This is a genomic window from Roseateles asaccharophilus, assembly GCF_031458115.1.
GTDB lineage: Bacteria > Pseudomonadota > Gammaproteobacteria > Burkholderiales > Burkholderiaceae_C > Pelomonas > Pelomonas asaccharophilus_A.
This window is the reverse complement of the sequence record NZ_JAVDXV010000001.1, coordinates 402349-425968: the sequence shown is the minus strand read 5'-3', so window position 1 is coordinate 425968 and position 23620 is coordinate 402349. Positions and strand designations below refer to the sequence as shown.

General features: G+C 70.3%; 16 protein-coding genes. 11 read left to right on the top strand and 5 right to left on the bottom strand.

Going from position 1 to position 23620, the window contains the following annotated elements:
- Positions 1-237 precede the first annotated feature (237 nt).
- From J2X21_RS01830 to J2X21_RS01785, 10 genes are all read left to right on the top strand, one after another.
- Positions 238-1767 carry an MFS transporter gene (locus J2X21_RS01830; RefSeq protein ID WP_310324140.1) on the top strand — a complete coding sequence of 510 codons (1530 nt, stop codon included), beginning with the start codon at positions 238-240 and terminating at the stop codon, positions 1765-1767.
- A 2-nt stretch (positions 1768-1769) separates the two neighbouring features.
- Entirely contained in the window at positions 1770-3419 is a 1650-nt protein-coding gene (locus J2X21_RS01825) for a glycoside hydrolase family 43 protein (protein WP_310324137.1), read from the top strand.
- Positions 3420-3463: 44 nt separating this feature from the next.
- Positions 3464-5020, top strand: coding sequence for an MFS transporter (locus tag J2X21_RS01820; protein WP_310324133.1), 1557 nt, complete (start codon positions 3464-3466; stop codon positions 5018-5020).
- A gap of 48 nt (positions 5021-5068) precedes the next feature.
- Complete coding sequence (gene xylA, locus J2X21_RS01815) at positions 5069-6385, top strand: xylose isomerase (RefSeq protein ID WP_310324131.1); 1317 nt, start codon at positions 5069-5071, stop codon at positions 6383-6385.
- A 17-nt stretch (positions 6386-6402) separates the two neighbouring features.
- Positions 6403-7869 carry a xylulokinase gene (gene xylB, locus J2X21_RS01810; RefSeq protein ID WP_310324129.1) on the top strand — a complete coding sequence of 489 codons (1467 nt, stop codon included), beginning with the start codon at positions 6403-6405 and terminating at the stop codon, positions 7867-7869.
- A gap of 65 nt (positions 7870-7934) precedes the next feature.
- Positions 7935-8882, top strand: a complete 948-nt coding sequence (tal, locus tag J2X21_RS01805) for a transaldolase (RefSeq protein ID WP_310324128.1) — start codon at positions 7935-7937, stop codon at positions 8880-8882.
- Position 8883: 1 nt separating this feature from the next.
- Positions 8884-10878, top strand: coding sequence for a transketolase (gene tkt / locus J2X21_RS01800; RefSeq protein ID WP_310324127.1), 1995 nt, complete (start codon positions 8884-8886; stop codon positions 10876-10878).
- A 69-nt stretch (positions 10879-10947) separates the two neighbouring features.
- Positions 10948-12804, top strand: a complete 1857-nt coding sequence (locus J2X21_RS01795; protein ID WP_310324125.1) for a glycoside hydrolase family 30 beta sandwich domain-containing protein — start codon at positions 10948-10950, stop codon at positions 12802-12804.
- Positions 12801-14399, top strand: coding sequence for a glycoside hydrolase family 43 protein (locus J2X21_RS01790; protein WP_310324122.1), 1599 nt, complete (start codon positions 12801-12803; stop codon positions 14397-14399). The genes J2X21_RS01795 and J2X21_RS01790 overlap by 4 nt, the downstream gene beginning before the upstream one ends.
- Before the next feature lie 217 nt (positions 14400-14616).
- Entirely contained in the window at positions 14617-16575 is a 1959-nt protein-coding gene (locus J2X21_RS01785) for a sialate O-acetylesterase (RefSeq protein ID WP_310324119.1), read from the top strand.
- Between the two features lie 3 nt (positions 16576-16578).
- On the opposite strand, the gene J2X21_RS01780 is transcribed toward J2X21_RS01785, so the two are convergent.
- Positions 16579-16899, bottom strand: a complete 321-nt coding sequence (locus J2X21_RS01780; protein WP_310324117.1) for a plasmid stabilization protein — start codon at positions 16897-16899, stop codon at positions 16579-16581.
- A 150-nt stretch (positions 16900-17049) separates the two neighbouring features.
- Between J2X21_RS01780 and J2X21_RS01775 the strand changes: the two genes are divergently transcribed.
- Entirely contained in the window at positions 17050-17358 is a 309-nt protein-coding gene (locus tag J2X21_RS01775) for a hypothetical protein (protein ID WP_310324115.1), read from the top strand.
- Positions 17359-17725: 367 nt separating this feature from the next.
- Here the strand turns inward: J2X21_RS01775 and J2X21_RS01770 are convergent, their stop codons facing one another.
- The 4 genes from J2X21_RS01770 to J2X21_RS01755 all read right to left on the bottom strand — a co-directional run bounded on the left by J2X21_RS01770 (position 17726) and on the right by J2X21_RS01755 (position 23435).
- Positions 17726-17914 carry a hypothetical protein gene (locus J2X21_RS01770; RefSeq protein ID WP_310324112.1) on the bottom strand — a complete coding sequence of 63 codons (189 nt, stop codon included), beginning with the start codon at positions 17912-17914 and terminating at the stop codon, positions 17726-17728.
- Positions 17915-18166: 252 nt separating this feature from the next.
- Positions 18167-20455: a TonB-dependent receptor plug domain-containing protein gene (locus J2X21_RS01765; RefSeq protein ID WP_310324111.1), complete on the bottom strand. Its 2289-nt coding sequence runs from the start codon at positions 20453-20455 to the stop codon at positions 18167-18169.
- Between the two features lie 101 nt (positions 20456-20556).
- Positions 20557-22080 (bottom strand): TonB family protein, encoded by a 1524-nt coding sequence (locus J2X21_RS01760; protein WP_310324108.1) that lies wholly within the window; start codon positions 22078-22080, stop codon positions 20557-20559.
- A 110-nt stretch (positions 22081-22190) separates the two neighbouring features.
- Positions 22191-23435 carry a zinc-dependent metalloprotease gene (locus tag J2X21_RS01755; protein WP_310325427.1) on the bottom strand — a complete coding sequence of 415 codons (1245 nt, stop codon included), beginning with the start codon at positions 23433-23435 and terminating at the stop codon, positions 22191-22193.
- Positions 23436-23620: the final 185 nt, after the last annotated feature.

Sequence of the window (23620 nt, the reverse complement as noted above, 5' to 3'; positions counted from 1 at the left end):
CTCGTCTCCTTTGATGCTCGGGCGCGTCCGCGATTTCCCCGGCTTGCGCGAACCCAAATGGTAGCGCTACATTTGCATCCGGCAACTGTCATTCAGCGGTCAACAAGCCGCCCTCTCGCTCGGAGACAAAGTGTTCAACAAGAAAGCGTCCGGATCCCCTGCCTCGCCGCCCCTGCGGCCTGGGTTTACCCGGAGCATGATCGCTAGCGCTACCAGCCGTAGCGGCCGGAGCGCGTGATGGTGCAGGCGACCGCCGCGGCCCTGGGCCGCCAGCGCTGGTGGATCTGCGCGCTGCTGTTCATCGCGACGACGATCAACTACATCGACCGCAATGCGCTGTCGGTGCTGAAGACCAGCCTGCAGCAGCCGCTGGAGGCCGGCGGTCTCGCGCTGACCGACGCCGACTACGGCTGGATCACGTTCGCGTTCACCGCCGCCTACGCCGCCTTCCCGCCGCTGATCGGCACGGCCATCGACCGCTTCGGCGTGAAGCGCAGCCTGGCCGTCGCGCTCATCCTGTGGTCGCTGGCCTCGGCCGCGCACGGTCTGGTGGCCACGGTGCTGGGCTTCGTCATCGTGCGCTTTCTGCTGGGCATGGCCGAGGCAGCGCACTTCCCTGCCGCGATCAAGGCCGTGGCGATGTGGTTCCCGCAGCAGGAGCGCGCGCTGGCCACGGGGCTGTTCAACAGCGGCACGGCCCTGGGCATCATCGCGTCACCGCTGACCGTGTGGCTGGCGCTGACCTTCGGCTGGCAATCGGCCTTCATCGCCATCGGCGCGGCCGGCCTGCTGTGGCTGGTGTTCTGGCAGCGCGGCTTCCACGCGCCGGAGCAGCACCCGCAGCTGTCCGCCGCCGAGCTGTCCCACATTCGCGCCGGCCAGCCGCCCGCGGCCGAGACGGTGCGCCTGCCCTGGACCGCGCTGCTGCGCTATCGCCAGATCTGGCCCTTCCTGCTCGGCAAGCTGCTGACCGACCCGGTGTGGTGGTTCTTCCTGTTCTGGCTGCCGTCCTACCTGGAACGCGAGCGCGGCCAGAACCCGCTGAAGAGCGCCGGCCTCGTGGCCCTCATTTACCTGGGCTCCAGCGTGGGTTCCATCTTCGGCGGCTGGCTGTCGGGCCACCTCACCAAGCGCGGCTGGCCGGTTGGCCAGGCCCGCATGGTGACCATGGGCATCTTCGCCGCCTGCATGCCCGCCAGCATCCTGGCCTATTGGACCGACAGCTTCGCGATCTGCGTGGCGCTGATCACGCTGGCCACGGCCTGCCACCAGGCCTGGTCAGCCAACCTGATGACCTCGGCCACCGACCTGTTCCCGATCCAGGTGTCCGGCGCCGTCATCGGCCTCGGCGCGACGGCCGGCGGCATCGGCGGCATGTTCATCACGCTGCTGACCGCACTGACCGTGCAATGGACCGGCACCCAGCAATGGGCCTTCGTCTATGCCGGCGCCATGCACCTGACCAGCCTGGCCATCTTCTGGCTGTGGTTCCGCGGCCGCTTCGAGCGCGTGAACCTGGCCAGCGGCCTGGACCTGACGCGCCGCCACCGCGGCCTGCTGACGGCCGGCGGCGTGCTGGCGCTGCTGGGCCTGGTGCTGGTCTGGCTCATCACGGCGAACTGGCAGGCCTGCGTGGCCGCGGCCAAGTTCTCCGGCGCCGCCCAGGCACTGACGGCCGCCATCGGCCTGGGCCTCATCGGCGCCCTGCTCACCTACGCCGGCCGCTCGCACCGCGGCCCGGCTTCCCTTCTTCCTGTGACCCCCTGACGATGATCACCAATCCCATCCTGCCGGGCTTCCATGCCGACCCCTCCATCTGCCGCGTTCCCGGTGCGGACGGCGATGACTACTACATCGCCACGTCCACGTTCGAATGGTGGCCGGGCGTGCGCATCCACCACTCCAAGGATCTCGTCAACTGGCGCCACCACAGCTATGCCTGCACGCGCACCAGCCAGCTGGACTTGACCGGCCACCCCGACTCGGCCGGCGTCTGGGCGCCCTGCCTGAGCTACTCGGGCGGCCAGTTCTGGATGATCTACACCGACGTGCGCTCCACCATCGGCGCGTTCAAGGACACGCACAACTACCTGATCACAGCGCCCAGCATCGACGGCCCGTGGAGCGATCCCATCTACCTGAACAGCTCGGGCTTCGATCCCAGCCTGTTCCACGACGCGGACGGTCGCCACTGGCTCGTCAACCAGCAGTGGACGCACGTGCCCGGCAAGAACCACTTCAACGGCATCCTGCTGCAGGAGTACGACCATGCCGCGAAGAAGCTGGTCGGCCCGATCAAGAACATCTACGCCGGCACCGAGCTGGGCGTCGTCGAAGGCCCGCACATCTATCGCCGCAACGGCTGGTACTACCTGCTGACGGCCGAAGGCGGCACCTTCTACGAGCACGCGGTGACGCTGGCCCGCTCGCGCAGCATCGACGGCCCTTACGAGACGCTGCCCGGCAACCCGCTGCTGACCGCCTGGCAGAAGCCCACCGACGGCCTGCAACGCGCCGGCCACGCCAGCCTCGTCGAGACGGCGTCGGGCGAATGGTTCCTGGCTCATCTGTGCGGCCGCCCACTGGAATGGACCGGCCCCAACGCCGCCAAGAACAACCCGGCCGGCGGCTACGAAGGCCTGCATTGCCCGCTGGGCCGCGAGACCGCCATCCAGCGCATCCGCTGGCGCGATGACGACTGGCCCGAGGTCGTCGGCGGCCCGGCACCCAGCCTCAAGGTGGACCTGCCCGACCTGGCGCCCCACCCCTTCCCCGCCGAGCCCGCACGCGACGACTTCGACACGCCGGTGTTCAACGGCCATCTGAACTCGCTGCGCAAGCCCTTCGACGACAGCTGGGCCTCGCTGACCGCCCGCCCCGGCCACCTGCGCCTGGTGGGCCGCGAGTCGCTGATGAGCCTGTTCGACCAGAGCCTGGTCGCACGCCGCCAGCAGCACTTCAACTGCCGCATCGAGACTCGCGTCGACTTCGAGCCCGAGAACTTCCACCAGATGGCCGGCCTGGTCGCGTACTACAACACCCGCAACCACGCCTACCTGCACGTGACGCGCGACCTGGACAGCAACGAACGCGTCGTCTGCCTGACCGTGAACCGCGATGCGGCCATCGCCGGCGTCGCCGCACCGGTGCCGCTGAAGGCCGGCCCGGTGGACCTGGCGCTGGAGTTCAGCCACGACCACTACCGCTTCTACGTGCGCCAGGGCAGCGACGCCTGGAAGGCCGTGGGCCCGGCGCTGGACACCGCCATGCTCAGCGACGAGTTCGCGACCCGCTTCGTCAACGGCTTTGCCAGCAGCTTCGGCTTCACCGGCAACTTCGTCGGCATCGCCTGCCAGGACCTGGCCGGCACACGCAAGCATGCCGACTTCGACTACCTCAGCTATCAGGTCAAGGACTGAGCGGCACCGACCGCCGGCCACAACAACAACGACACGAGACAAGCATGACCACCCACCAGCCCCTGTCCTTCATCGAGAAGGCCGGATACAGCTGCGGCGACGCCGCGGCCAATCTGGTCTTCATGTCGATGATCCTGTTCCAGCTGAACTTCTACACGGACGTGTTCGGCCTCAGCGCCAACACGGCCGCGGCCATCCTGCTGTGGCCGCGCCTGTGGGACGCGATCTTCGACCCCGTCATGGGCGTGCTGGCCGACCGCACCAACACGCGCTGGGGCAAGTTCCGCCCCTGGGTGCTGTGGACGTCCGTGCCCTGGGCCGTCGTCATGGTGCTGGCCTACACGGCGCCGGACCCGGCGTGGGGCTGGAGCACCGGCATGGTCATCGCGTATGCGGGCATCACCAACACGCTGTTGATGACGCTGTACAGCATGAACAACATGCCCTACTCGGCGATGAGCGGCGTGATGACCGGCGACCTGAACGAGCGCACCAAGCTGAACTCGTTCCGCTTCGTGTCCGTCAACGTCGCGCAGTTCGCCGTGGGCGGCCTCACGCTGCCGCTGGTGGCCAAGTTCGCGCAGGGTGCCGACCGCGCCCACGGCTGGCAGATGACGATGAGCATCTGGGCCGTCGCCTGCCTGGTGCTGTTCCTCGTCACCTTCTTCACGACCAAGGAGCGCATCAAGCCCATCGTCGAAACCAAGTCCTCGCCCAAGCAGGATTTCTCCGACCTGCTGAAGAACGGCCCCTGGATCGCGCTGGTGCTGTACACGCTGTTCCAGTTCGGCATGCTGGCGCTGCGCGGCGGCGCCCACTACAACTACTACCACCACTACGCCGACAAGGCCGCGATGTTCGACTTCGTCGCCGCCTTGGGCCTGACCACGCCGGACGCCGCCAGCACCGGCAGCCTGGCCGACAGCCTGGGCTACATCGTGCACGGCACGCGCGACCAGCTGGCCAGCTCCAACGTGGCCGACGTGTTCAACAGCATCATCAACATGGCCGGCACGGCGACCACCATCGTCGTCATCATGCTGTCCATGGGCTTGTCGGCCCGCTACGGCCGGCGCGCCATCGGCATCTGGTGTTTCGGCCTGTGCGCGCTGACCGCCTGCGCGATGTACCTGCTGCCGCCCGACGCCGTGTGGGCCATGCTGGGCCTGCACATCCTGAGCGCCATCGTCTACGCGCCGACCGTGGCCGTCATGTGGTCCATGTACGCCGACGCGGCCGACTACTCCGAATGGCAGACCGGCCGGCGCTTCACCGGCATGGTGTTCGCCACCATCGGCTTCTCGCTGAAGGCCGGCCTGGCGCTGGGCTCGGCCAGCCTGCTTTGGCTGCTGGCCGGCTTCTTCGGCTACGACACGCACGCCCCCACGGCGCCGGGCGCCATCGAGGGCTACCGCGTCGCGTCCAGCTTCGTCGTGGGTGCGCTGTTCGCCGCCTGCACCGTGTGCCTGCTGGCCAACAAGCTGGACAAGGAAACCACCTTGCGCATGGCCGACGAACTCGACCAGCGCCGCCGCAAGGCGCACGCCGGCGACGGCAAAGACACGACGGGCGGCACCAGCGCCGTGCCCGCCACCGCCTGAGCTTCTCTTTCTTCTTCACAACCCATTTCCCGCAGTAAGGACCTCGCCATGAGCACCGCCTATTCCGATCTCCCCGTCGTCAAGTACGAAGGCCCGCAATCCACCAACCCGCTGGCCTACCGCTGGTACGACGCCAACCGCGTCGTGCTGGGCAAGACGCTCGCCGAGCACCTGCGCCCGGCCGTCTGCTACTGGCACAACTTCTGCTGGAAGGGCGAGGACGTCTTCGGCCTGGGCAACACCGTGTTCCAGCGCTCGTGGTTCAACGAGGCCGACCCGGTCAAGGCCGCCTACATGAAGCTGGACGCCGCGTTCGACTTCTTCGGCAAGCTGGGCCTGCCCTACTGGTGCTTCCATGACCGCGACGTGGCCCCCGAAGGCGCCAACCTCGCCGAGTCCAACCGCATCCTGGACGGCCTGCTCGAAGCCGCCGCCAAGAAGATGCAGGACGGCAAGGTCCAGCTGCTGTGGGGCACGGCCAACCTGTTCTCGCACGGCCGCTTCATGAGCGGCGCGGCCACCAACCCCGATCCAGAGGTCTACGCCTACGCCGCCGCGCAGGTGAAGCATGTGCTGGAGTGGACCAACCGCCTGAACGGCGCCAACTACGTGCTGTGGGGCGGCCGTGAAGGCTACGAGACGCTGCTGAATACCGACCTCAAGCGCGAGCTGGCCCAGTACGGCCGCTTCCTGACCTCCGTCGTCGAGCACAAGCACAAGATCGGCTTCAAGGGCACCATCCTCATCGAGCCCAAGCCGCAAGAGCCCACCAAGCACCAGTACGACTACGACAGCGCCACGGTCTACGGTTTCCTGAAGACCTACGGCCTGGAGAAGGAAGTCAAGGTCAACATCGAAGTCAACCACGCCACCCTGGCCGGCCACAGCTTCGAGCATGAAGTCGCCACCGCCTGCGCGCTGGGTATCTTCGGCTCGCTGGACGCCAACCGCGGCGACGAGCAGCTGGGCTGGGACACCGACCAATTCCCCAACAACCACGTGCAACTGGTGCCCGCGATGCTGGAGATGATCCGCCACGGCGGCTACACCACCGGCGGCACCAACTTCGACGCCAAGGTGCGCCGCCAGTCCATCGACCCCATCGACCAACTGGAAGGCCACATCGGCGGCATGGACACGATGGCCCGCGCCTTCCTGGCCGCCGCCGCGCTGTACGAGAGCGGTCAGCTGGAGAAGGCCGTCAGCGAGCGCTACGCCGGCTGGAACGGTGACCTGGGCAAGAAGATCACGGGCGGCGCGAGCCTCGACGATCTGGCTGGCCTGGTCCACGCGCAAGACATCTCGCCGCAGCCGCGTTCCGGCCGCCAAGAGCGTCTCGAGAACATCGTCAACAACTTCGTCTGATCGGGACCCAGCTGGCCATGTTCCTCGGTATCGACCTCGGCACTTCCGAGATCAAGCTGCTGCTGCTCGACGAGCAGCACACCATCGTTGCCACCACCGGCGTGGCGCTCACTGTGCAGCGGCCGCAGCCGCTGTGGAGTGAGCAAGACCCCGCCGCGTGGTGGGCAGCTCTCGACCAGGGCATGGCCACGCTGAAGGCTCAACACGGCGCTGCGCTGGCGCAGGTGCGCGGCATCGGCCTGTCGGGCCAGATGCACGGCGCCGTGACGCTGGACGCAGCCAACCAGGTGTTGCGCCCGGCCATCCTGTGGAACGACGGCCGCAGCGGCCCGCAGTGCGAGCAGATGATGGCCGCCTGCCCCGAGCTGCCGGCCATCACCGGCAACCTCGCGATGCCGGGCTTCACGGCACCCAAGCTGGCGTGGATGCGCCAGCACGAACCCGAGCTCTTCGCCAAGGTGGCGAAGGTGCTGCTGCCCAAGGACTGGCTGCGCTTCGAGCTGAGCGGCGAGTTCTTCAGCGAGATGAGCGACGCCGCCGGCACGCTGTGGCTGGACGTCGCCCAGCGCTGCTGGTCGCCCGTCGCGCTGGAACTGAGCGGCCTCAACGAATCCCACATGCCCCGCCTCGTCGAGGGCAGCGCAGCCAGCGCCACGCTGAAGCCCGAGCTGGCCCAGCGCTGGGGCGTACCCGCCGGCATCCCCATCGCCGGTGGCGGTGGCGACAACGCCGCCAGCGCCGTCGGCATGGGCGTCGTGAAGCCCGGCGACGGCTTCCTGTCGCTGGGCACCAGCGGCGTCATCTTCCTGTGCAACGAGGCGTTCAGCCCCAACCCGGCCCGCGCGGTGCATGCCTTCTGCCATGCGCTGCCCGACACCTGGCACCAGATGAGCGTCATCCTCAGCGCCGCCAGCGCGCTGCGCTGGGCCACGCTGATGCTGGGCATGCCCGGCGGCGAGGCCGACCTCATCGCCAAGGCGGCTGCGCTCCCACCCACGCAGCGCGACCAGGCACCGATCTTCCTGCCCTACCTCAGCGGCGAACGCACGCCGCACAACAATGCCAACGCCAAGGGCGTGTTCTTTGGCCTCACGCATGAGCATGGCGCCGCCGAGATGGGCTATGCCGTGCTGGAAGGCGTCGGCTTTGCGCTGCTGGACGGCTGGCAGGCGCTGCAGGCCGGCGGCGGCAACGCCGAACAACTCTGGCTCGTCGGCGGCGGTGCGCGCAGCGAATGGTGGGCGAAGCTGCTCGCGTCGCTGCTGAACGTGCGCCTGGTCAACGGCGTGGGCGCCGAGGCCGGTGGCGCCCTGGGCGCCGCGCGCCTGGCCTGGCTGGCCACCGGCGGTACGGTGGACGAGGTCTGCCGCACGCCCGACATCGCCCGCGTCGCCGAACCTGATCTCGCACTGGCTGCCGCACTGCAGCCTCGCTTCGAACGCTTCCAGCGCCTCTACCAAGCGCTGCGCAGCGAGTTCAGCTAACCCCGCTCTTCAGCCCTACCGGCTCATGCTGTCCTCGGACGGCAGGGCCGCGCTTTGCCCGAAACATGAACAGCCTCGACCAGCTCCGCCAACACACCACCGTCGTCGCCGATACCGGCGACTTCGACCAGCTCGCGCAATTCACGCCGCAGGACGCAACGACCAACCCCTCCCTCGTGCTCAAGGCCGTGCAGCAGCCCCGCTACCGCGCGCTGCTGGAGCAGGCGGTGGCCGCCCACCCGGGCGCCAGCGTCACCGCCGTGGCCGAGCACCTGCTCGTCGCCTTCGGCGTGGAGATCCTGAAGGTCGTGCCGGGCCGGGTCTCCACCGAGATCGACCCACGCCTGTCGCACGACACGGCAGGCTCCGTCACCACGGCCCGCCGCCTCATCCAGCTCTATGCCGCCGCCAACATCCCGCGCGAGCGCGTGCTCATCAAGCTGGCCTCCACGTGGGCAGGCATCCAGGCCGCCCGCGAGCTGGAGCGGCAGGGCATCCGCACCAACCTGACGCTGCTGTTCTGCCTGGCCCAGGCCAGGGCCTGCGCCGATGCCGGCGTGCAGCTGATCTCGCCATTCGTCGGCCGCATCTACGACTGGTTCAAGAAGACCGCCGGCACGAGCTGGGACGAGGCCGCGATGGCCGGCCCCAACGATCCCGGCGTGCGCTCCGTCGTCGAGATCTACAGGCACTACAAGCGCCACGGCATCAAGACCGAGGTGATGGCCGCCAGCTTTCGCAACAGCGGCCAGATCATTGCGCTGGCCGGCTGCGACCTGATGACCATCAGCCCCAATCTGCTGGCCGAGCTGGCCGCAGCAAGCACGCCGGTCGAGCGCCGCCTGTCGCACGACGGCCGCATTGAAGCCTCACCGGCGGCGCTGACCGAGTCCGAATTCAACGCCGCACTGGCCGCCGACGCGATGGCGAGCGAGAAGCTGGGCGACGGCATCAAGCAGTTCATCGCCGACACCGAAACCCTGGAGCAGCTGATCCGCTCCCTGCAAGGCTGACATGCAACACGATCTGACCCTCGCCGCCAACGCGCTGCGCATGCTGGCGATCGACGCCGTGCAGCAGGCCAACTCCGGCCACCCTGGCATGCCCATGGGCATGGCCGACCTCGCCGCCGTGCTGTGGAGCCGCCATCTGCGCCACAACCCGGCCGACCCGACCTGGCCCAGCCGCGACCGCTTCGTGCTGTCCAACGGCCACGGCTCCATGCTGCTGTACGGGCTGCTGCACCTCAGCGGCTACGACCTGCCCATCGAAGAACTGAAGGCCTTCCGCCAGCTGCACAGCAAAACGCCCGGCCATCCCGAGGTGGGCCTGACGCCCGGCGTCGAGACGACCACCGGCCCGCTGGGCCAGGGCCTGGCCAATGCGGTGGGCATGGCGCTGGCCGAGCAGCTGCTGGCCTCCGAGTTCAACACGCCCGAGCACCGCGTCGTCGATCACCGCACCTTCGTCTTCTGCGGCGACGGCTGCCTGATGGAAGGCATCTCGCACGAGGCCTGCTCGCTGGCCGGCACCTGGGGCCTGGGCAAGCTCGTCGTCATCTACGACGACAACGGCATCTCCATCGACGGCCATGTGGAAGGCTGGTTCAACGACGACACGCCGGCCCGCTTCGAGGCCTATGGCTGGCGCGTCATCCGCGATGTGGACGGCCATGACTTCGCGGCCATAGCCGCAGCACTGGACACGGCCACCCAAGACGTCGGCAAGCCCACGCTGATCTGCGCCCGCACCGTCATCGGCAAGGGCTCGCCCAACAAGGCCGGCGGCCACGACGTGCACGGCGCGCCGCTGGGCGCGGCGGAGGTGGCGGCCGTGCGCGAGGCGCTGAACTGGCCGCATGCGCCCTTCGTCGTGCCCGACACCGCCCGCGCGCCGCTGGACGCCCGTGCACGCGGCGCCGCCGCGCAGCGCGAGTGGGAGGCCGTCGTCGCCGGCCTGCCCGCCGAGCGCGCCGCCGAGTTCAAGCGCCGCCTGCGCGGCGAGCTGCCGGCCGATTTCGCAACCCGCAGTGCCGCCGACCTGGCCGCCACCGTCGCCAAGGCCGAGACCATCGCGTCCCGCAAGGCCTCGCAGAACAGCATCAACCGGCTGGCGCCCGCGCTGCCCGAGCTGCTGGGCGGCTCGGCCGACCTGGCGCCGTCCAACCTGACGCAGTGGACCGGCTGCCGCTCCGTCGAGAAGGCAGCGGCCGGCGGCAACTACCTGCACTACGGCGTGCGCGAGTTCGCGATGGTCGCCATCCAGACCGGCATCGCGCTGCACGGCGGCTTCCGGCCGTTTGCCGGCACCTTCCTGATGTTCTCGGAGTACGCGCGCAACGGCATCCGCATGGCGGCGCTGATGCGCAGCAACCCCATCTACGTGTTCACGCACGACTCCATCGGCCTGGGCGAGGATGGCCCCACGCACCAGCCGGTGGAGCAGCTCGCCACGCTGCGTCTGGTGCCCAATCTCGATGTGTGGCGCCCCGGCGATGCGGTCGAGACGCTGGTCGCCTGGCAGACCGCCGTGGCCCACCGGCACACGCCGACCTGCCTCGTGCTGTCCCGTCAGAACCTGCCCCACCAGGAGCGCGACATGGAGACTGTGGATGCGATCAAGCGCGGCGGCTATGTGCTGGTGCGCGAGGACAAGACCCGGCCCCTGCAGTTGGTGCTGATCGCCACCGGCTCGGAGCTGGACCTGGCCGTCAAGGCGCAGGCCGAGCTGGCCGGTCAGGGCGTCAACGCCCGCGTCGTGTCGCTGCCGTCCTGCCATGTGTTCGAGCAGCAGGATGCCGCCTGGAAACGTGCCGTGCTGCCGCCCGGCGTGCCGCGCGTGGCCGTGGAAGCCGGCGTCACGGCCGGCTGGCGCCAGTACGTGGGGCTGGAGGGCGCCGTCGTGGGCATCGACACCTTCGGCGAGTCCGCGCCCGCGCCCGCGCTGTATGCGCACTTCGGCATCACGGTGCAGGCGGTCGTCGACGCGGCCTTGGCCGTGCTGCGCTAGGCCGCGCCCCAAGAGGCCGGCACGAATCAACAAGAGCCGCCACCCACGCGGCAGGCCAAGGAGACAAGCATGAGCCCTCGACTGCGCCTGAGCGCACTCCTCCTGCCACTCGGCATCGCCGGCTGCGGCGGTGGTGGCGGTGGCGACACCGCCGCTCCGACGCCCCCGCCGGCGGCACTGCAGACGCCCACCCTCACCTGGCCCGAGCCCGCCGCCATCCGCTGGGGCACGCCCCTCAGCGCGGCCCAGCTGAACGCCACGGCCAGCGTGGCCGGCAGCTTGGCCTACACACCCGCGGCGGGCAGCCAGCCCGAGGTGGGCGCGCAGACGCTGACCGTGCGCTTCACGCCGCAGGACGCGACCCGCTACGCCGCCGTCAGCACCACGCGTACGCTGCGCGTGGACAAGGCCGTGCCCCAGCTGCGCTGGGACGCGCCGCCCGCGCTGGCCCAGGGCAGCACGCTGGACGCGAGCAAGCTGCCCACGCAGCCGCGGGCGCTGTACGGCGTGCAGGGTGCGGTGGACGCCAGCTCCTACGCCCGTGCCGACGGCCAGCCGCTGGCCAGCGCCACGGCGGCCGCCGGCAGCGTGGCGCTGCGTGCCCGCTTCGTGCCGACCAACGGCGACCGCTACGAGGCCGCCTGGGTCAGCACGCTGCTGAGCGTGGTGCCGGCCCCAGCCACCGCCCGCGTGGACTTCGGCGCCAGGCGCCAGGCGATCGACGGCTTCGGCGGTTCGGCGGCCTGGTACTACACGCCCATGAACGGCGCCCGCGCCGACGTGCTGTTCGGCACCCAGGGCGCCGATGCGTTGGGGTTGAACATCCTGCGGCTGCGCATCGCGCCGGCCGCCTGGAATGCCACGGCCGAGACCGCCGACACCGGCGCCTGGGCGGCCGAGATGGGCAATGCGGTCGCGGCGCAGGCTCGCGGCGCCAAGGTGTTCGCGTCAAGCTGGTCGCCGCCGGCCAGCCTGAAGATCGTCCACCCCGAGCGCCGCGACCCGCTGTGGAGCGGCCGGCTGGACCCAGCCCAGTACGGTGCCTATGCCAAGTACCTGAACGCCTACATCCGCTACGCCGCCGCGCGCGGCGTCACGCTGCACTCCATCTCGCCGCAGAACGAGCCCGATTGGGACCCTACCGACTACGAGTCCTGCCTTTGGAACGCCGACGAGCTGCGCAGCTGGATCGCCAACCACGGCGCCGCGGCCACGGCCGGCAGCAGCACGCTGCTGATGGCGCCCGAGTCGCTGAATTTCTCGCCCGCCACCACCGAGGCGCTGCTGGCCGACCCGCAGGCCGCCGCCCGCATCGGCGTGCTGGGCGGCCACCTGTACGGCGGCGTGCCCCAGCTGTCACCCGCCGTGCTGGCGCGCGGCGTGCCGGTGTGGATGACCGAGCACTTCCTGGACTCGGTCAACAAGTCCGACGCCAAGACGTCCTGGGCCACCAGCATCGACGACGCGCTGGCCATCGCCCACGAGGTGCACGAGAGCCTGGCCCATGGCCAGTACAACGCGTACGTGCACTGGTGGCTGGTCAACAGCAGCGACGCCAAGCCCACCGGCCTGATCGACGCCAACAACAAGCCCAACCACTTCGGCATCGGCCTCAAGCACTACAGCTATTTCGTGCGGCCCGGCTTCGTGCGCGTGGAGGCCACCGCCCAGCCGATGGACGGCGTGCGCGTGTCGGCCTACGGCGGTGCGCAAGGCCAGGCCGTCATCGTGCTCAGCAACGAGGCCACCGCCGAGCGCTCGCTGACGCTGGCCGTCAACGGCAGCAGCACCGGCTGGACGCCCTACCGCAGCACCGCCCAGGCCAGCTTCGAGCGCCTCGCGCCGCTCAACCCCTCCGCCGGCAGCCTCAGCCTGACACTGCCGGCCCGCAGCCTCACGACGCTGGTCAACCTGGAGTACCGATGAAGCCTCTGCTCACGCGCCTCGCTGCCCTCGCACTGGCCCTGCCCGCGCTGGCCCATGCCGCGGGTCCCGCGCCCGGCAGCAACCCGCTGCTGCGCGACCGCTTCACCGCCGACCCCGCACCGCTGGTGGTGGGCGACACGGTCTACCTCTACGTGGGCCACGACGAGGCCAAAGGCAGCGACATGTTCCGCATGAACGAGTGGCTGGCCTACTCGTCCAAGGACCTGCGCCACTGGACCGCCCACGGCACCGTCCTGAAACCCACCGACTTCAAGTGGGCCGTGCGCGACGCCTGGGCCGCGCAGGTGGTGCAGCGCGACGGCAGGTTCTTCTTCTACACGACGGTCCAGCACGACGACACCCGCCCCGGCAAGGCCATCGGCGTGGCCGTGGCCGACCACCCGCTGGGCCCGTTCAAGGATGCGCGCGGCTCGGCGCTGGTGGCCGAGGACACGACCCCCAGCCCCTACGGCTGGAACGACATCGACCCCACCGCGTTTGTCGACGATGACGGCACCGCCTGGCTGGCCTGGGGCAACCCGGTGCTCTACCTGGCCCGGCTCAAGCCCAACATGACCGAGCTGGACGGCGCCATCGAGAAGGTCGCGCTGCCCAACTACACCGAGGGGCCGTGGATCTCCAAGCGCAATGGGCTGTACTACATGACCTATGCGGCCATGGCCCACCAGGGCCTTTGGGAGCAGCTGGCCTACGCCACCGCGCCCACCATGCGCGGGCCGTGGACCTACCAGGGCCTGATCGCCGGCCCGGCGCACAAGAGCTATACCATCCACGCCGGCCTCGTCGACGACTTCAAGGGCCAGAGCTATCTGTTCGCCCACAACGCCGCGCTGACGCTGCCGGATGGACAGAGCGGTGCGCTGGGCCGGCGCTCCGTCACCCTCGACTACCTGCACTACGACGCCGACGGCCGCATCTGGCCCGTCACGCAGACCGAGGCCGGTATCAGCCAGCCACCCAAGCCGCCCAGCGGCAAGGTGCCTCCGCTGCCCGACCCCGGTCGCTCGGATCCACGCGTGAGGGTGCAGCAGCTCGCGCAGGGCTACCTCGAAGCCTGGCCGGGGCAGCCAGCGCTGGCCTCGGTGGCCAACCCCTTCGACCAGGCGCCCGAGGCCATCGGCTTCAACCGCGACGGCGGTGCCAGCAGGCTGGTGCAGAGCTTCACGCCACCGACCGACATCGCGCTGGGCCGCATCGCGCTGTACGCGGGCGACGGCCACGGCACGGGCGAGTCGCGCACGCTGCGGCTGTCGCTGCGCGACGTGGACGCCGGCACCGAGCTGCTGGCCGACGACGGCCTGGCCGTTGCCTACCGGCCGCAGGGTGCCGGCCTGCTGACGTTCGACCTCGCCGACCATCCGCCCGTCACACTGAAGGCCGGCCGCCGCTACGCGCTGGCGCTGCAGGGCGAGAGGGGCGCGCTGACGATCTATCTGCGCGCCAGCCGCGGCGATGCCTTTGCCAACGGCGAAGCCAGCCTCGACGACAGGCCGCTGCGCGACAAGCAGGGTCGTCCGGCAGACTTCGCGTTCGCGCTGTATCCGTCAGCCCCTCGCCCAGCCCTGCCCCGCTGAACGCGGTCAGGCCTGGCCGGGACCACGCAGCGGCCAGCGGCCGCTGCGCTTCGGCAGGCACATTGAGCCCACCGGGCTCGATGTGTCCGGCCTCAGCCCCCGAGGGGACGGCGATGCTTGCGGCATTGAGCCGCTCGCACATCGCCAACGCGGGCCGGCTTGGGAGCGGCCCGGCGCTCGGCCCGAAACACTCAGAACCGACATGGAGACACCCACGATGACGACAAGCAAGTTCCGCCTGCCCCTGCTGCTGCTCGCCCTGGCCGCCGCCAGCGCCCAGGCCGATGTGCGCTTGGCCACCGTGTTCGGCGAGCACATGGTGCTGCAGCGCGAGCAGCCCATACGCCTGTGGGGCTGGGCCGCGCCGGGCAAGACGCTGGCCGTGGAGCTGGCCGGCAAGAAGGCCAGCGCCACCGCTGGCGCCGACGGCCGCTGGGCCGCCACGCTGCCCGCGCTGAAGGCCGGTGGCCCGCACCGTCTGAGCGTCAGCGGTGACGGCAGCATCGAGCTGAAGGACGTGCTGATCGGCGACGTCTGGCTTCTGGGCGGCCAGTCCAACATGGAATGGCCGCTGGCCCAGACCGACACCGGCGCGCAGGAGATCGCGTCGCCGCAGAACGCGCAGCTGCGCCACCTGCGCGTGCCGCTGCGCGCCAGCCTGCAGCCCGAGGCCAACATCGCGCCCGCGTCCTGGGTGGTGGCCGAGGCCGGCAGCGTGGCCGACTTCAGCGCCGTGGGCTACCACTTCGCGCGCCAGATGCAGGCCGTGCAAGGCGTGCCCATCGGCCTGCTCAACACCGCCTGGGGTGGCTCGCATCTGGAGACCTGGATGCGCCGCGAGCTGACCGCACAAGACCCGGCACTCGCCGCCGCCGTGAAGGCCTTGCCCGCCACCGGCGACGACTTCGTGCGCCAGCGCCGCGACCTGATCGAAGGCCGCGTGAAGGCCTGGCAGCCGGGCCTGGCCTGGGGCGTGGACGCCAGCGCCTGGAGCGCCACCGGCGACATCGACACAGACTGGCCCACGCTGAAGGCGCCGGGCGTCTGGGAAGGCCAGGGGCTGCCGGACGTGGACGGCATCGTCTGGCTGCGCCGCAAGATCGAGCTGAGCGCCGCGCAGGCCGCCGGCGCGGCCCAGCTGCTGCTGGCCAAGGTGGACGACTGCGACGAGGTCTGGGTCAACGGCCAGAAGGTCGGCGGCCAGTGCGGCTACGACCAGGCGCGCGCCTACGCGCTGCCGGCCGGCGTGCTGCGCGCAGGCGCCAACTGGATCGCCGTGCGCGTGACCGACACGGGCGGCGGCGGCGGCTTCGACGGCGACGCCGCTGCGCTGCGGCTGGACACCGCCGCCGGCGCCGTGAGCCTGGCCGGCACCTGGCGCGCCCGCGTGGAACAGCCGCGCGTGGCCACCGCGCCCACCGCCAACGACGCGCCCACGCTGGCCCACAACGGCCTCATCGCGCCGCTGCAAGGCCTGAGCTTCCGTGGCGTGCTGTGGTACCAGGGCGAGAGCAACACCGGCCGCGCGGCGGCCTATGCCGGCGACTTCCAGAAGCTCATCGCCGACTGGCGTGCGCAGTTCCACAACCCCAAGCTGCCGTTCTTCTTCGTGCAGCTGGCGTCCTTCCTGCCGCTGCAGAACAACCGCCCGGGCCAGGGCGGCTGGGCGGAGCTGCGCGACGCGCAGAGCCAGGCGTTGAAGCTGCCTCACACCGGCATGGCCGTGGCCATCGACGTGGGCGACGCGGTGGACATCCACCCGCGCAACAAGCGCGCGCTGGGCCACCGCCTGTCGCAGCTGGCGCTGCACGAACTGGGCCTGCGCGCTGCGCCGGCCACCGGCCCGCAGCTGGCGAAGACGGAGCTGCGCGGCGCCGAGGTCTGGCTGCATTTCAAGCACACCGCCGGCGGCCTGCGCACCGCCAAGGCTGGCGAGCCGCTTCGCGGCTTCCTGCTGGCCGGCGCCGACCGCCGCTTCGTGCCCGCCACCGCGCGCATCGTGGGCGATGCGGTCGTCCTCAGCAGCGCGGACGTGAAGTCGCCACAGGCCGCGCGCTACGCGTGGGTGGACAACCCCAGCGAGTCCAACCTCACCGGCGCCGACGGACTGCCCGCCGCGCCGCTGCGCAGCGACGCCTGGCCGCTTCAGACGGCCGGCAAGCTTTACCCGAACTGAGCTTCAGTGCGACGCGGCCCGCGCGGCCGCGTTGCGCTTGCGCGTGGCGGCTGCCTTCTTCGCTGAGGCAGAGCGCTGGGCCGCGGTGCGGCTGGCCGACGCGGCGCCGCCCAGGCGCCCGCCCTTGCGCGCCGACACCCGGTCCACCGGCTGGCCGCGCCCCGAACCGGACTTCTTGCCGCCGCCGGTCTCCTTGTTGACCGTGGCCCAGGCGCGGGCCTCAGCTTCTTTCTCCGGCACACCGCGGGCTTCGTAGCCCTCCTCGATGTGCTGGGCCTGACGCTTCTGCTTGTCCGTATAGGACGACTTGTCACCGCGGGGCATGGCGGGCTCCTGGAACTGCGATGCCGTCACCTTGCGACTCGCGCTGGAGCGCATGCGTAGGACTTCGTGCCGGTTACATGCGGCGGGCAATGATCCGCGGCTGAATCCGCTGGCTCATCCCTTGAGCCGGCGTGCCTGCAGCATGGCAGCATGATGCAAGCCCCTCGACGCCCCTCCCCGCCTACCAGCACTCTTGCCGACAACGGCATCCTGGCCCGGGTTCCCGGCCAATACGTCGGCCTGGCGCAGGCCTCGCTGCCCGACGCGGCGCTGGTGGCCGATGAAGAGATTCGCGTGGAGGTGGATGCGGGCTGGCTCGGTCGCGTGCGGCTGACCTTCAGGAAGTACCGCTACACCCGCCCCAAGGGGAAGTTCTCGGCGACGGCGTGGAGTTGCCGCCACGCCGAGCCGGTCAAGGCGCTGGCCTGCTCTCAGGAGCCCGCATCGACGACGAGCTGAACGCGGCCACCAGGCGCTCGGCGAACAGAGGCCCGGTCGTCACGGCCATCACCAGGTTGCCGTAGCGGTCGCGGGCACTGAGCCGGCCTGTGGCGTTGTCAAAGGCCCAATGATTCACGGCCGCTGGCGCTATGGAGTGCTGGCCGATCTCAAGCATGGCGCTGCCTCACGTCGAATGTGGTGTCCTCCCACTCGCCCCGCGTCGGTTCGCCTGGCTCGACAGCGGACGGGCACTCGGCCTTGTCGAACGGGTCTGCGGCGGTCGCATGCGCGGTGGTCACTCGACGGACGGTGTCACGCAGCTGCTGCACGGATGCGTTCGCCATGCTGGCCAGCCGGGTGCGCGTTGCCGGGCGGGTCCGTGCGCTCACAGCACCACCCGGTTCACGTCGATCTCGGTGCCTTCCCACGCGGCCTCGTCCGAGAGGGGCTGAAGCACCGGCTGCCGCAACGCCAGCCGGTCCCAGGCATACAGGTCACCGAGGGTGAGCTGTCGAACCTCGGGACGGGTCCAGTCGATGGCGGCCAGGTCGGTGAGGGTGGATGGGGTCTTCATGGCACGGCTCCTGTTGCGATGGCAGCAGTCTCCAAGTTGGCAAGCCGTGGGGATATCACCCCGAGGGGGGAACGGAGGGGGATGCCCTTGCGCATATCCCCCGATCTCCCCCAAAAGGGGGATGTGGCGTCACGATGCGACACCCTCCCCTACACGGGAGCCTGTTTGGTCCCAAGGCCGGTGGCGCTGCTGGGCCCGCGTCCTTGACGCACGGCGAGTGTGGTCCCGTTCAGCGGCTGATGATGGCGCCCATCAAAGCTTCATTTCCAACCTCAACGTCCACACCGTGTACGTCTTCCCCCAGTTCCGCGTGGCCACGGTCTTCTCGGGCGCCGCGGTGAACGTGTCGTTGCTGAAGTCCTGCGGCGCCGCATTGGTGGCGGACAGGCGCAGCGCCGTGTTGATGTCGAAGTTCCAGCTGGCGTAGCCGTCCAGCACCTGCTTCTTCGACGAGCGCGTGGCCGCCTCGCGGGTGCTCTGCAGCGTGTTGACGGGCGTGTAGTTGAGACTGGCGCCCAGGCTCAGCGGCAGGCTCTTCAGACGGTAGTCGCCGCCCAGGTTGGCGGTGAAGCGGGGCTGCTGGGCCAGGCGGTTGTGCGGGCCTGGGATGTCGTCCACCGATGACTTGTAGAGGCTGAGGTTGCTGCGCACGTTGATGGGCAGCGCGCCGTCCACGAACTGGTCGAGGCGGAACTTGGCCTCCAGCTCCAGGCCGCTGCTGATCGCCGTGCCGATGTTGCGCGGCCGCGAGACCCAGCGCGGCGCGTCCGACCATTCAACGCCGGTCTCCAGCACGGTCAGGCGGCGCACGAGGTTGCTGATGCGGCGCACGAACAGGTTGGCGCTGAGCACGCCGCCCTTGCTGAGGTACTGCTCGTAGGCCAGATCCAGCCCGGTGGCCAGCTCGGGCTGCAATTGCGGGTTGCCGGCGAAGTCCGAGTAGATGAACTCGTTCGTCGCCTGGCAGCGCTGGCCCGTCGGGCAGGGGTAAAGCGAGTTCACATAGGGGCGCGCGATGACGTCGTTCAGCTCGGGAGAGCGGTAGCTGCGCGTCAGGCTCAGGCGGATCTGGTCGCGGCTCTTCTTCGGGTCGTTGCTGAACTTGTAGAGCGCGTGGAACAGCGGCGTCAGCACGCGCGAGGTGTTGCTGACGACGTAGTTCTTGGCCGTACTCTCGGTCGTGATCGCCTCCCAGCGCAGGCCGGCGTAGAAGGACCATTGCTTGCCCACGCTCCAGTCGTCCTGCGCGTAGACGGCGACGCGGCGGCTGCCGGCGTCGAGCTGGTCGCCGAAGTCCAGCAGGTAGTCGCAGGACTGGCCGTCCTCCATGCAGCTGCGCTGCTGGCGCATGCGCCGGCCCTCGGTCTCCACGCCGGCAACGAAGCTGTGCTCGTCCATCAGCGGCTGCGAGAACTTGCTGCGCAGACTCCAGTTGCCGTTGCGCATGTCGCCGTTGTCCTGGCGCGAGTGCACGGGCTGCGCGCCCTTGAACTCCTGCGTGCTGTTGCCGAACACGTTGCTGAAGCGGCCCAGCATCGCGCTGGACTCCAGCTTGCCCTCCTTGCCGATGCCGGTGTTCCATTGGCCGTTGAGGCCGCCGCCGGAGAAGCGGTTCGTGAAGCGGTTGCTGGAGCGATCGAAGCGGCTCAGCGGGTCGCCGGGCAGCGGTGCCGGCGTGATGGTGCGCTCGTAGCTGCCCTGCCCGTCGCCGCGGCCGGCGCTGAGGAAGGGCGAGATCGCCAGCAGCTCGCGGTTGGACGGCTTCCACTGCAACCGCCCGCTGATGTTCAGCGAGCGGTTCTTGTTCTCGTTGCTGCTGCGCGTCTCGATGACGCTGTCCAGGCCGTTGCGCAGGTCGTGGATCTCGCTGCGGCCGCGGCCCTCGTTGCTGAAATCGGACTGCTGCGCGTTGACGGTGAGGTTGTAGGTGGTGGTCCCCTTGTCATCGAGCTTGTCGTTGCGGCTCCAGTTGAAGCTGGGCCGCACATTGCCGTTCTCGGTGGCCAGGCCCAGGCGCAGCTCGTTGACGAGCTTGGGCGGCGCCTGGCGCAGCACGATGTTGACCGTGCCGGCGATGGCGCGGGCGCCGAACTCCGCTGTCGGCGCGCGCAGCACCTCGATGCGCTCGACCTGCTCGGGCGGCAGCGTCTCCAGCGACATGCCCGGCGGCATGCGCTCGCCGTTGACGAGAATCTGCGTGTAGCCGCCGGCCAGGCCGCGCATGCGGATGTCGCCGCCTCGGCCGGCCACGCCGCCGGTGGTCACGCCGGGCAGGCGCTTCATCAGCTCGCTGACCGAGCTGTCGCCGTAGCGCATCAGCTCCTCGCGCCCGATGACCATCTTGGCCGCCGTGGAGGCGCGCCGCGCCTCGTCGTCGCTGGCATTGCCGGAGATGTCGACGCGGTCGAGCTTCTCGGTCTTGGCGTCGGGCTTCTCGTTCGGCTTGACCTGCGCCTTCTCGTCGGCCTTCTTGGCGGGGGTCTGGGGCTCCTGCGCCAGCGCCGGCATTGCAAGGAGCAAGGCGACGCAAAGAACCGTCAAGACAGGGAGTTGAGGCATGAAGCGCGCAGCAGGAGAAATCACGGGCGCGCGATGGTAGCCACGGCAGCACGGCGCCGCAGGTGAGGATTCACAGGTGTCGGCTAGTTCAGGCGTACCGCGCTGTCGAACTGCCAGGTGCGCCGGATCTCGATGACGTCGTAGTCGCGCAGCAGCGCCGGCGGGAACGCCGGATAGTTCTCCTGGCTCTGCACGATGCGGCGTATGGCCTCGTCCACCGCCGGCACGCCGCTTGAGCGCACGAAGGTGACGCTCTCGACCGAGCCGTTGCTGCGCACCGCTACCGTCACCACGGCCTGCGTGTGCGGCTGGCGCGCCACCTCGCGCGCGGCTTCGGGCGTCACGTTGTTCTCGATCTTGCGTGCCCAGCTCTCGCCGTAGCTCACCAGCGCCGCGTTGCTGTCCACGCGGCCGAACAGGCGGCCGCGGCGCGCGGGTGCCCAGTCGGGGCGCTGACGCTCGGCATCGCGTTTGGCGGTCTCCTCGTCCAGTTGGCGGCCGATGGCGCGCTTGCGGGCTTCGCGCTGCTCCTCCTCGGCCTGGGCCTGCGCCTTGGCGGCGGCCAGCTTCGCCGCCTCCAGCCGCGCCGCTTCCGCACGCGCGGCCTCGATGCGGGCGGCCTCCTGTCGCACCGCTTCGGCCTGTGCCGCTTCCGCGCGCGCCGCTTCCTGCCGGGCTGCCTCGGCACGTGCGGCCTCCTGGCGCAAGGCCTCCAGCCGCGCCGCCTCCAGGCGCTGTGCGCCCTGCTGGGCCTGCTGGCGAGCGGCATCCAGCTGGGCCAGCTCCGTCGCACGGCTGCCATCGGCGCTCGGGCGCAGGCCGTCGCTGGCGCGGCGCAGCGATTCCACGCCGCTGCCGGCCGCGCCGGACAGCGTCGACACCGTCGCGGTGGGCAGTGCGCGGGCGCCGTCCAGTCCGGCCAGGTCGGCGGCGCGTTCGTTGCGCAGCCGCAGGCCGTCGCCCGTGCGCCGCAGCGACTCGATGGCCGGGGCGGAAGCGGCCTGCAGCGCCGCGATGGCGGCATCGGGCCGCGGCGCTGCCAGCTGGGTCAGCTCGGCGGCATGGTCACGCCGGGCGGTCAAGGTCTCGCGCGCGCGGGCCAGCGGCTGCAGCGCAGGGGCGGACGCCGCCGACATGGCCGCGATGACGGCGCTGGGCACGGCGGAGGCGGCCTGCACATCCCAGACCGGCAGCGGATGGCGATGCACGGCCAGCAGTTCGCGGGCCGGCGGTGCGGGCGTCGGGGCGTCATCGGGCGCCATCAGCCGCAGGTCGGCCGTGGTCTCGGCCGGTTTGGGCGGCGGCGCTTCCGCCGCCGTGTCAGGCTGCGGGTCTCCCGCGGCGGCGGGTGGCGCGGGCGGTGGCGCATCCGCCATCGCGGCGGGCTGCTGAGCCGCAGGCACGGGCTGCAGCGAGACGCGCAGCTCGGGCACCTCGGTGCGGCGCTTCTGCCACGGGAATTCCAGGCCCGGCAGGCCGGTGCCCTGGCCGAAGCTGAGGCTGAGCAGCAGCCCGTGCGCCACCAGCGACGCCAGCAGCGCCGGCGGCAGCGGCCAGCGGCGGCCCTGGCGCGGCCAGTCGACGGTGGCGTCGGCGGTCAGATCCACGCCTCCACCTTCCCTCGCCACGAATCCATGTGCCAGCTGCTCATCGGCGCGATTGTCAGCGCCCGGCCGCGGCGAGCCGGGCGCGACGGCCCCCTCAATGGCGGGTGCCGTCAGTGCAGCTCGCGGCCCAGCGGGTGCTCATGCCCGGGCCAGCAGGCGTGAGCTGCCGCGCCGTCTTGGGCGTTGTGGCCCATGACGCGCAGCAGCGCCGCCACCGGGTTGGCTTGCGTCGCGCCGCGCGGGTCCAGCGCCTTGGCGATGACGTCGTTCAGCCCCTGCAGGTGGATGCGGCGCGCACGATCGCCACGCGTGGCGCCGGCGCCGATGGCGCCCTTGAGCTCAACCAGCTCAGCCCTGACGCTGGCCTCGCCGTCGTCCTGCATGAGACCCGCGATCGCAATGCGCGCGGCCAGCGTGTCGACGTAGCTGCGCTGCAAGGTGCGGCGCGCGGCGGGAATGGCCGCGCCGCCGCCCAGCTCGGCAAACACATTGCGGCGCAGGTCGGCAAACAGGTCCTCCAGCCGGTAGGCCTTGGCGCCGAGCTGGGCTTCCTGCGCCATCAGGCGCTGCGTGCGGGCCGGCGCCAACAGCTGGCGCAGCAGGCTGCGCTGGATCTGGCTCAACGGCCGCGAGGCGTCGGACGCCCGCAGGCGTTCGACGACGGTGGCGTCCAGCAGCCACTGCGGCGTGGTCAGCGCCTGTTCGGCGAGGAACTTCATCGCCCGCTGCTGGCGGTCGCGCGACACCGGCGTGGCGATGGCGCCGGGCTGGTCGTTGTGCTTGTTCTGTACCTCGTAGCTGCCGACGAGGGCCACCACATGCCCCATCTCGCGCGCCCACTGCTGCCACACGCCGAAGTACAGCCGCTCCAGCAGCTGGTCGTCCTTGCCGTCCTGCGGCACGACGGCGGGCAGCATGTTCATGACGCGCTTCAGGTTGCGCACGCCGAGATCCGTGGCGGTCACTGCGTCGGCATCGCCCACGGCTTCGCCGTTCTCGCCGAAGTCGCCGCCCTCGGCCTTGGGCGCGTCAAAGCGCAGCCAGGGCGTGGCGGCCTGCTCGCGCGCCCACAGGTTGAGCTGCTGGCGCTCCTCCTCGGGCGTCTTGGCGCTGGGAATGGGCGTGTAGCCCCAGCGCGTGGCGAACACGTCGTAGGGCCCGATCTTGGGGATGAGCAGCGCCGGGTCGAGCTTGTCCTCGGGCTGGGCCACGTAGTTGAAGCGGCTGTAGTCCATCAGCGACGGCGTGTGGCCCATCGTCTTGAGCCATTGCGCATCGCGCAGCTTGGCCACGGGGTACAGCGAGCTGCTCTTCATGTTGTGCGGGAAGCCCAGCCCATGCCCGATCTCGTGCATGACGACGAAGGCCACCAGCTCGCCCATCAGGTCGTCGGGCAGCGGCAGCTTGCGCGCACGCGGGTCCAGCGGGCCGACCTGGGTGACGTACCAGTCCTGCTGGATCTGCATGATGTTGTGGAACATCACGATGTTGGCGTTCAGGATCTCGCCGCTGCGCGGATCGGCCAGGTGCGGGCCGTAGG

What these genes read in the sequence shown, in the direction of transcription:
- J2X21_RS01780 (WP_310324117.1), bottom strand. Translation starts at nt 16,899, where the DNA reads ATGCCCCGCGGTGACAAGTCGTCCTATACGGACAAGCAGAAGCGTCAG.
- J2X21_RS01755 (WP_310325427.1), bottom strand. Translation starts at nt 23,435, where the DNA reads ATGCACGAGATCGGGCATGGGCTGGGCTTCCCGCACAACATGAAGAGC.
- J2X21_RS01775 (WP_310324115.1), top strand. Translation starts at nt 17,050, where the DNA reads ATGATGCAAGCCCCTCGACGCCCCTCCCCGCCTACCAGCACTCTTGCC.
- xylA (WP_310324131.1), top strand. Translation starts at nt 5,069, where the DNA reads ATGAGCACCGCCTATTCCGATCTCCCCGTCGTCAAGTACGAAGGCCCG.
- J2X21_RS01785 (WP_310324119.1), top strand. Translation starts at nt 14,617, where the DNA reads ATGACGACAAGCAAGTTCCGCCTGCCCCTGCTGCTGCTCGCCCTGGCC.
- J2X21_RS01795 (WP_310324125.1), top strand. Translation starts at nt 10,948, where the DNA reads ATGAGCCCTCGACTGCGCCTGAGCGCACTCCTCCTGCCACTCGGCATC.
- tal (WP_310324128.1), top strand. Translation starts at nt 7,935, where the DNA reads ATGAACAGCCTCGACCAGCTCCGCCAACACACCACCGTCGTCGCCGAT.
- J2X21_RS01830 (WP_310324140.1), top strand. Translation starts at nt 238, where the DNA reads ATGGTGCAGGCGACCGCCGCGGCCCTGGGCCGCCAGCGCTGGTGGATC.
- J2X21_RS01825 (WP_310324137.1), top strand. Translation starts at nt 1,770, where the DNA reads ATGATCACCAATCCCATCCTGCCGGGCTTCCATGCCGACCCCTCCATC.
- tkt (WP_310324127.1), top strand. Translation starts at nt 8,884, where the DNA reads ATGCAACACGATCTGACCCTCGCCGCCAACGCGCTGCGCATGCTGGCG.
- J2X21_RS01790 (WP_310324122.1), top strand. Translation starts at nt 12,801, where the DNA reads ATGAAGCCTCTGCTCACGCGCCTCGCTGCCCTCGCACTGGCCCTGCCC.
- J2X21_RS01820 (WP_310324133.1), top strand. Translation starts at nt 3,464, where the DNA reads ATGACCACCCACCAGCCCCTGTCCTTCATCGAGAAGGCCGGATACAGC.
- xylB (WP_310324129.1), top strand. Translation starts at nt 6,403, where the DNA reads ATGTTCCTCGGTATCGACCTCGGCACTTCCGAGATCAAGCTGCTGCTG.
- J2X21_RS01770 (WP_310324112.1), bottom strand. Translation starts at nt 17,914, where the DNA reads ATGAAGACCCCATCCACCCTCACCGACCTGGCCGCCATCGACTGGACC.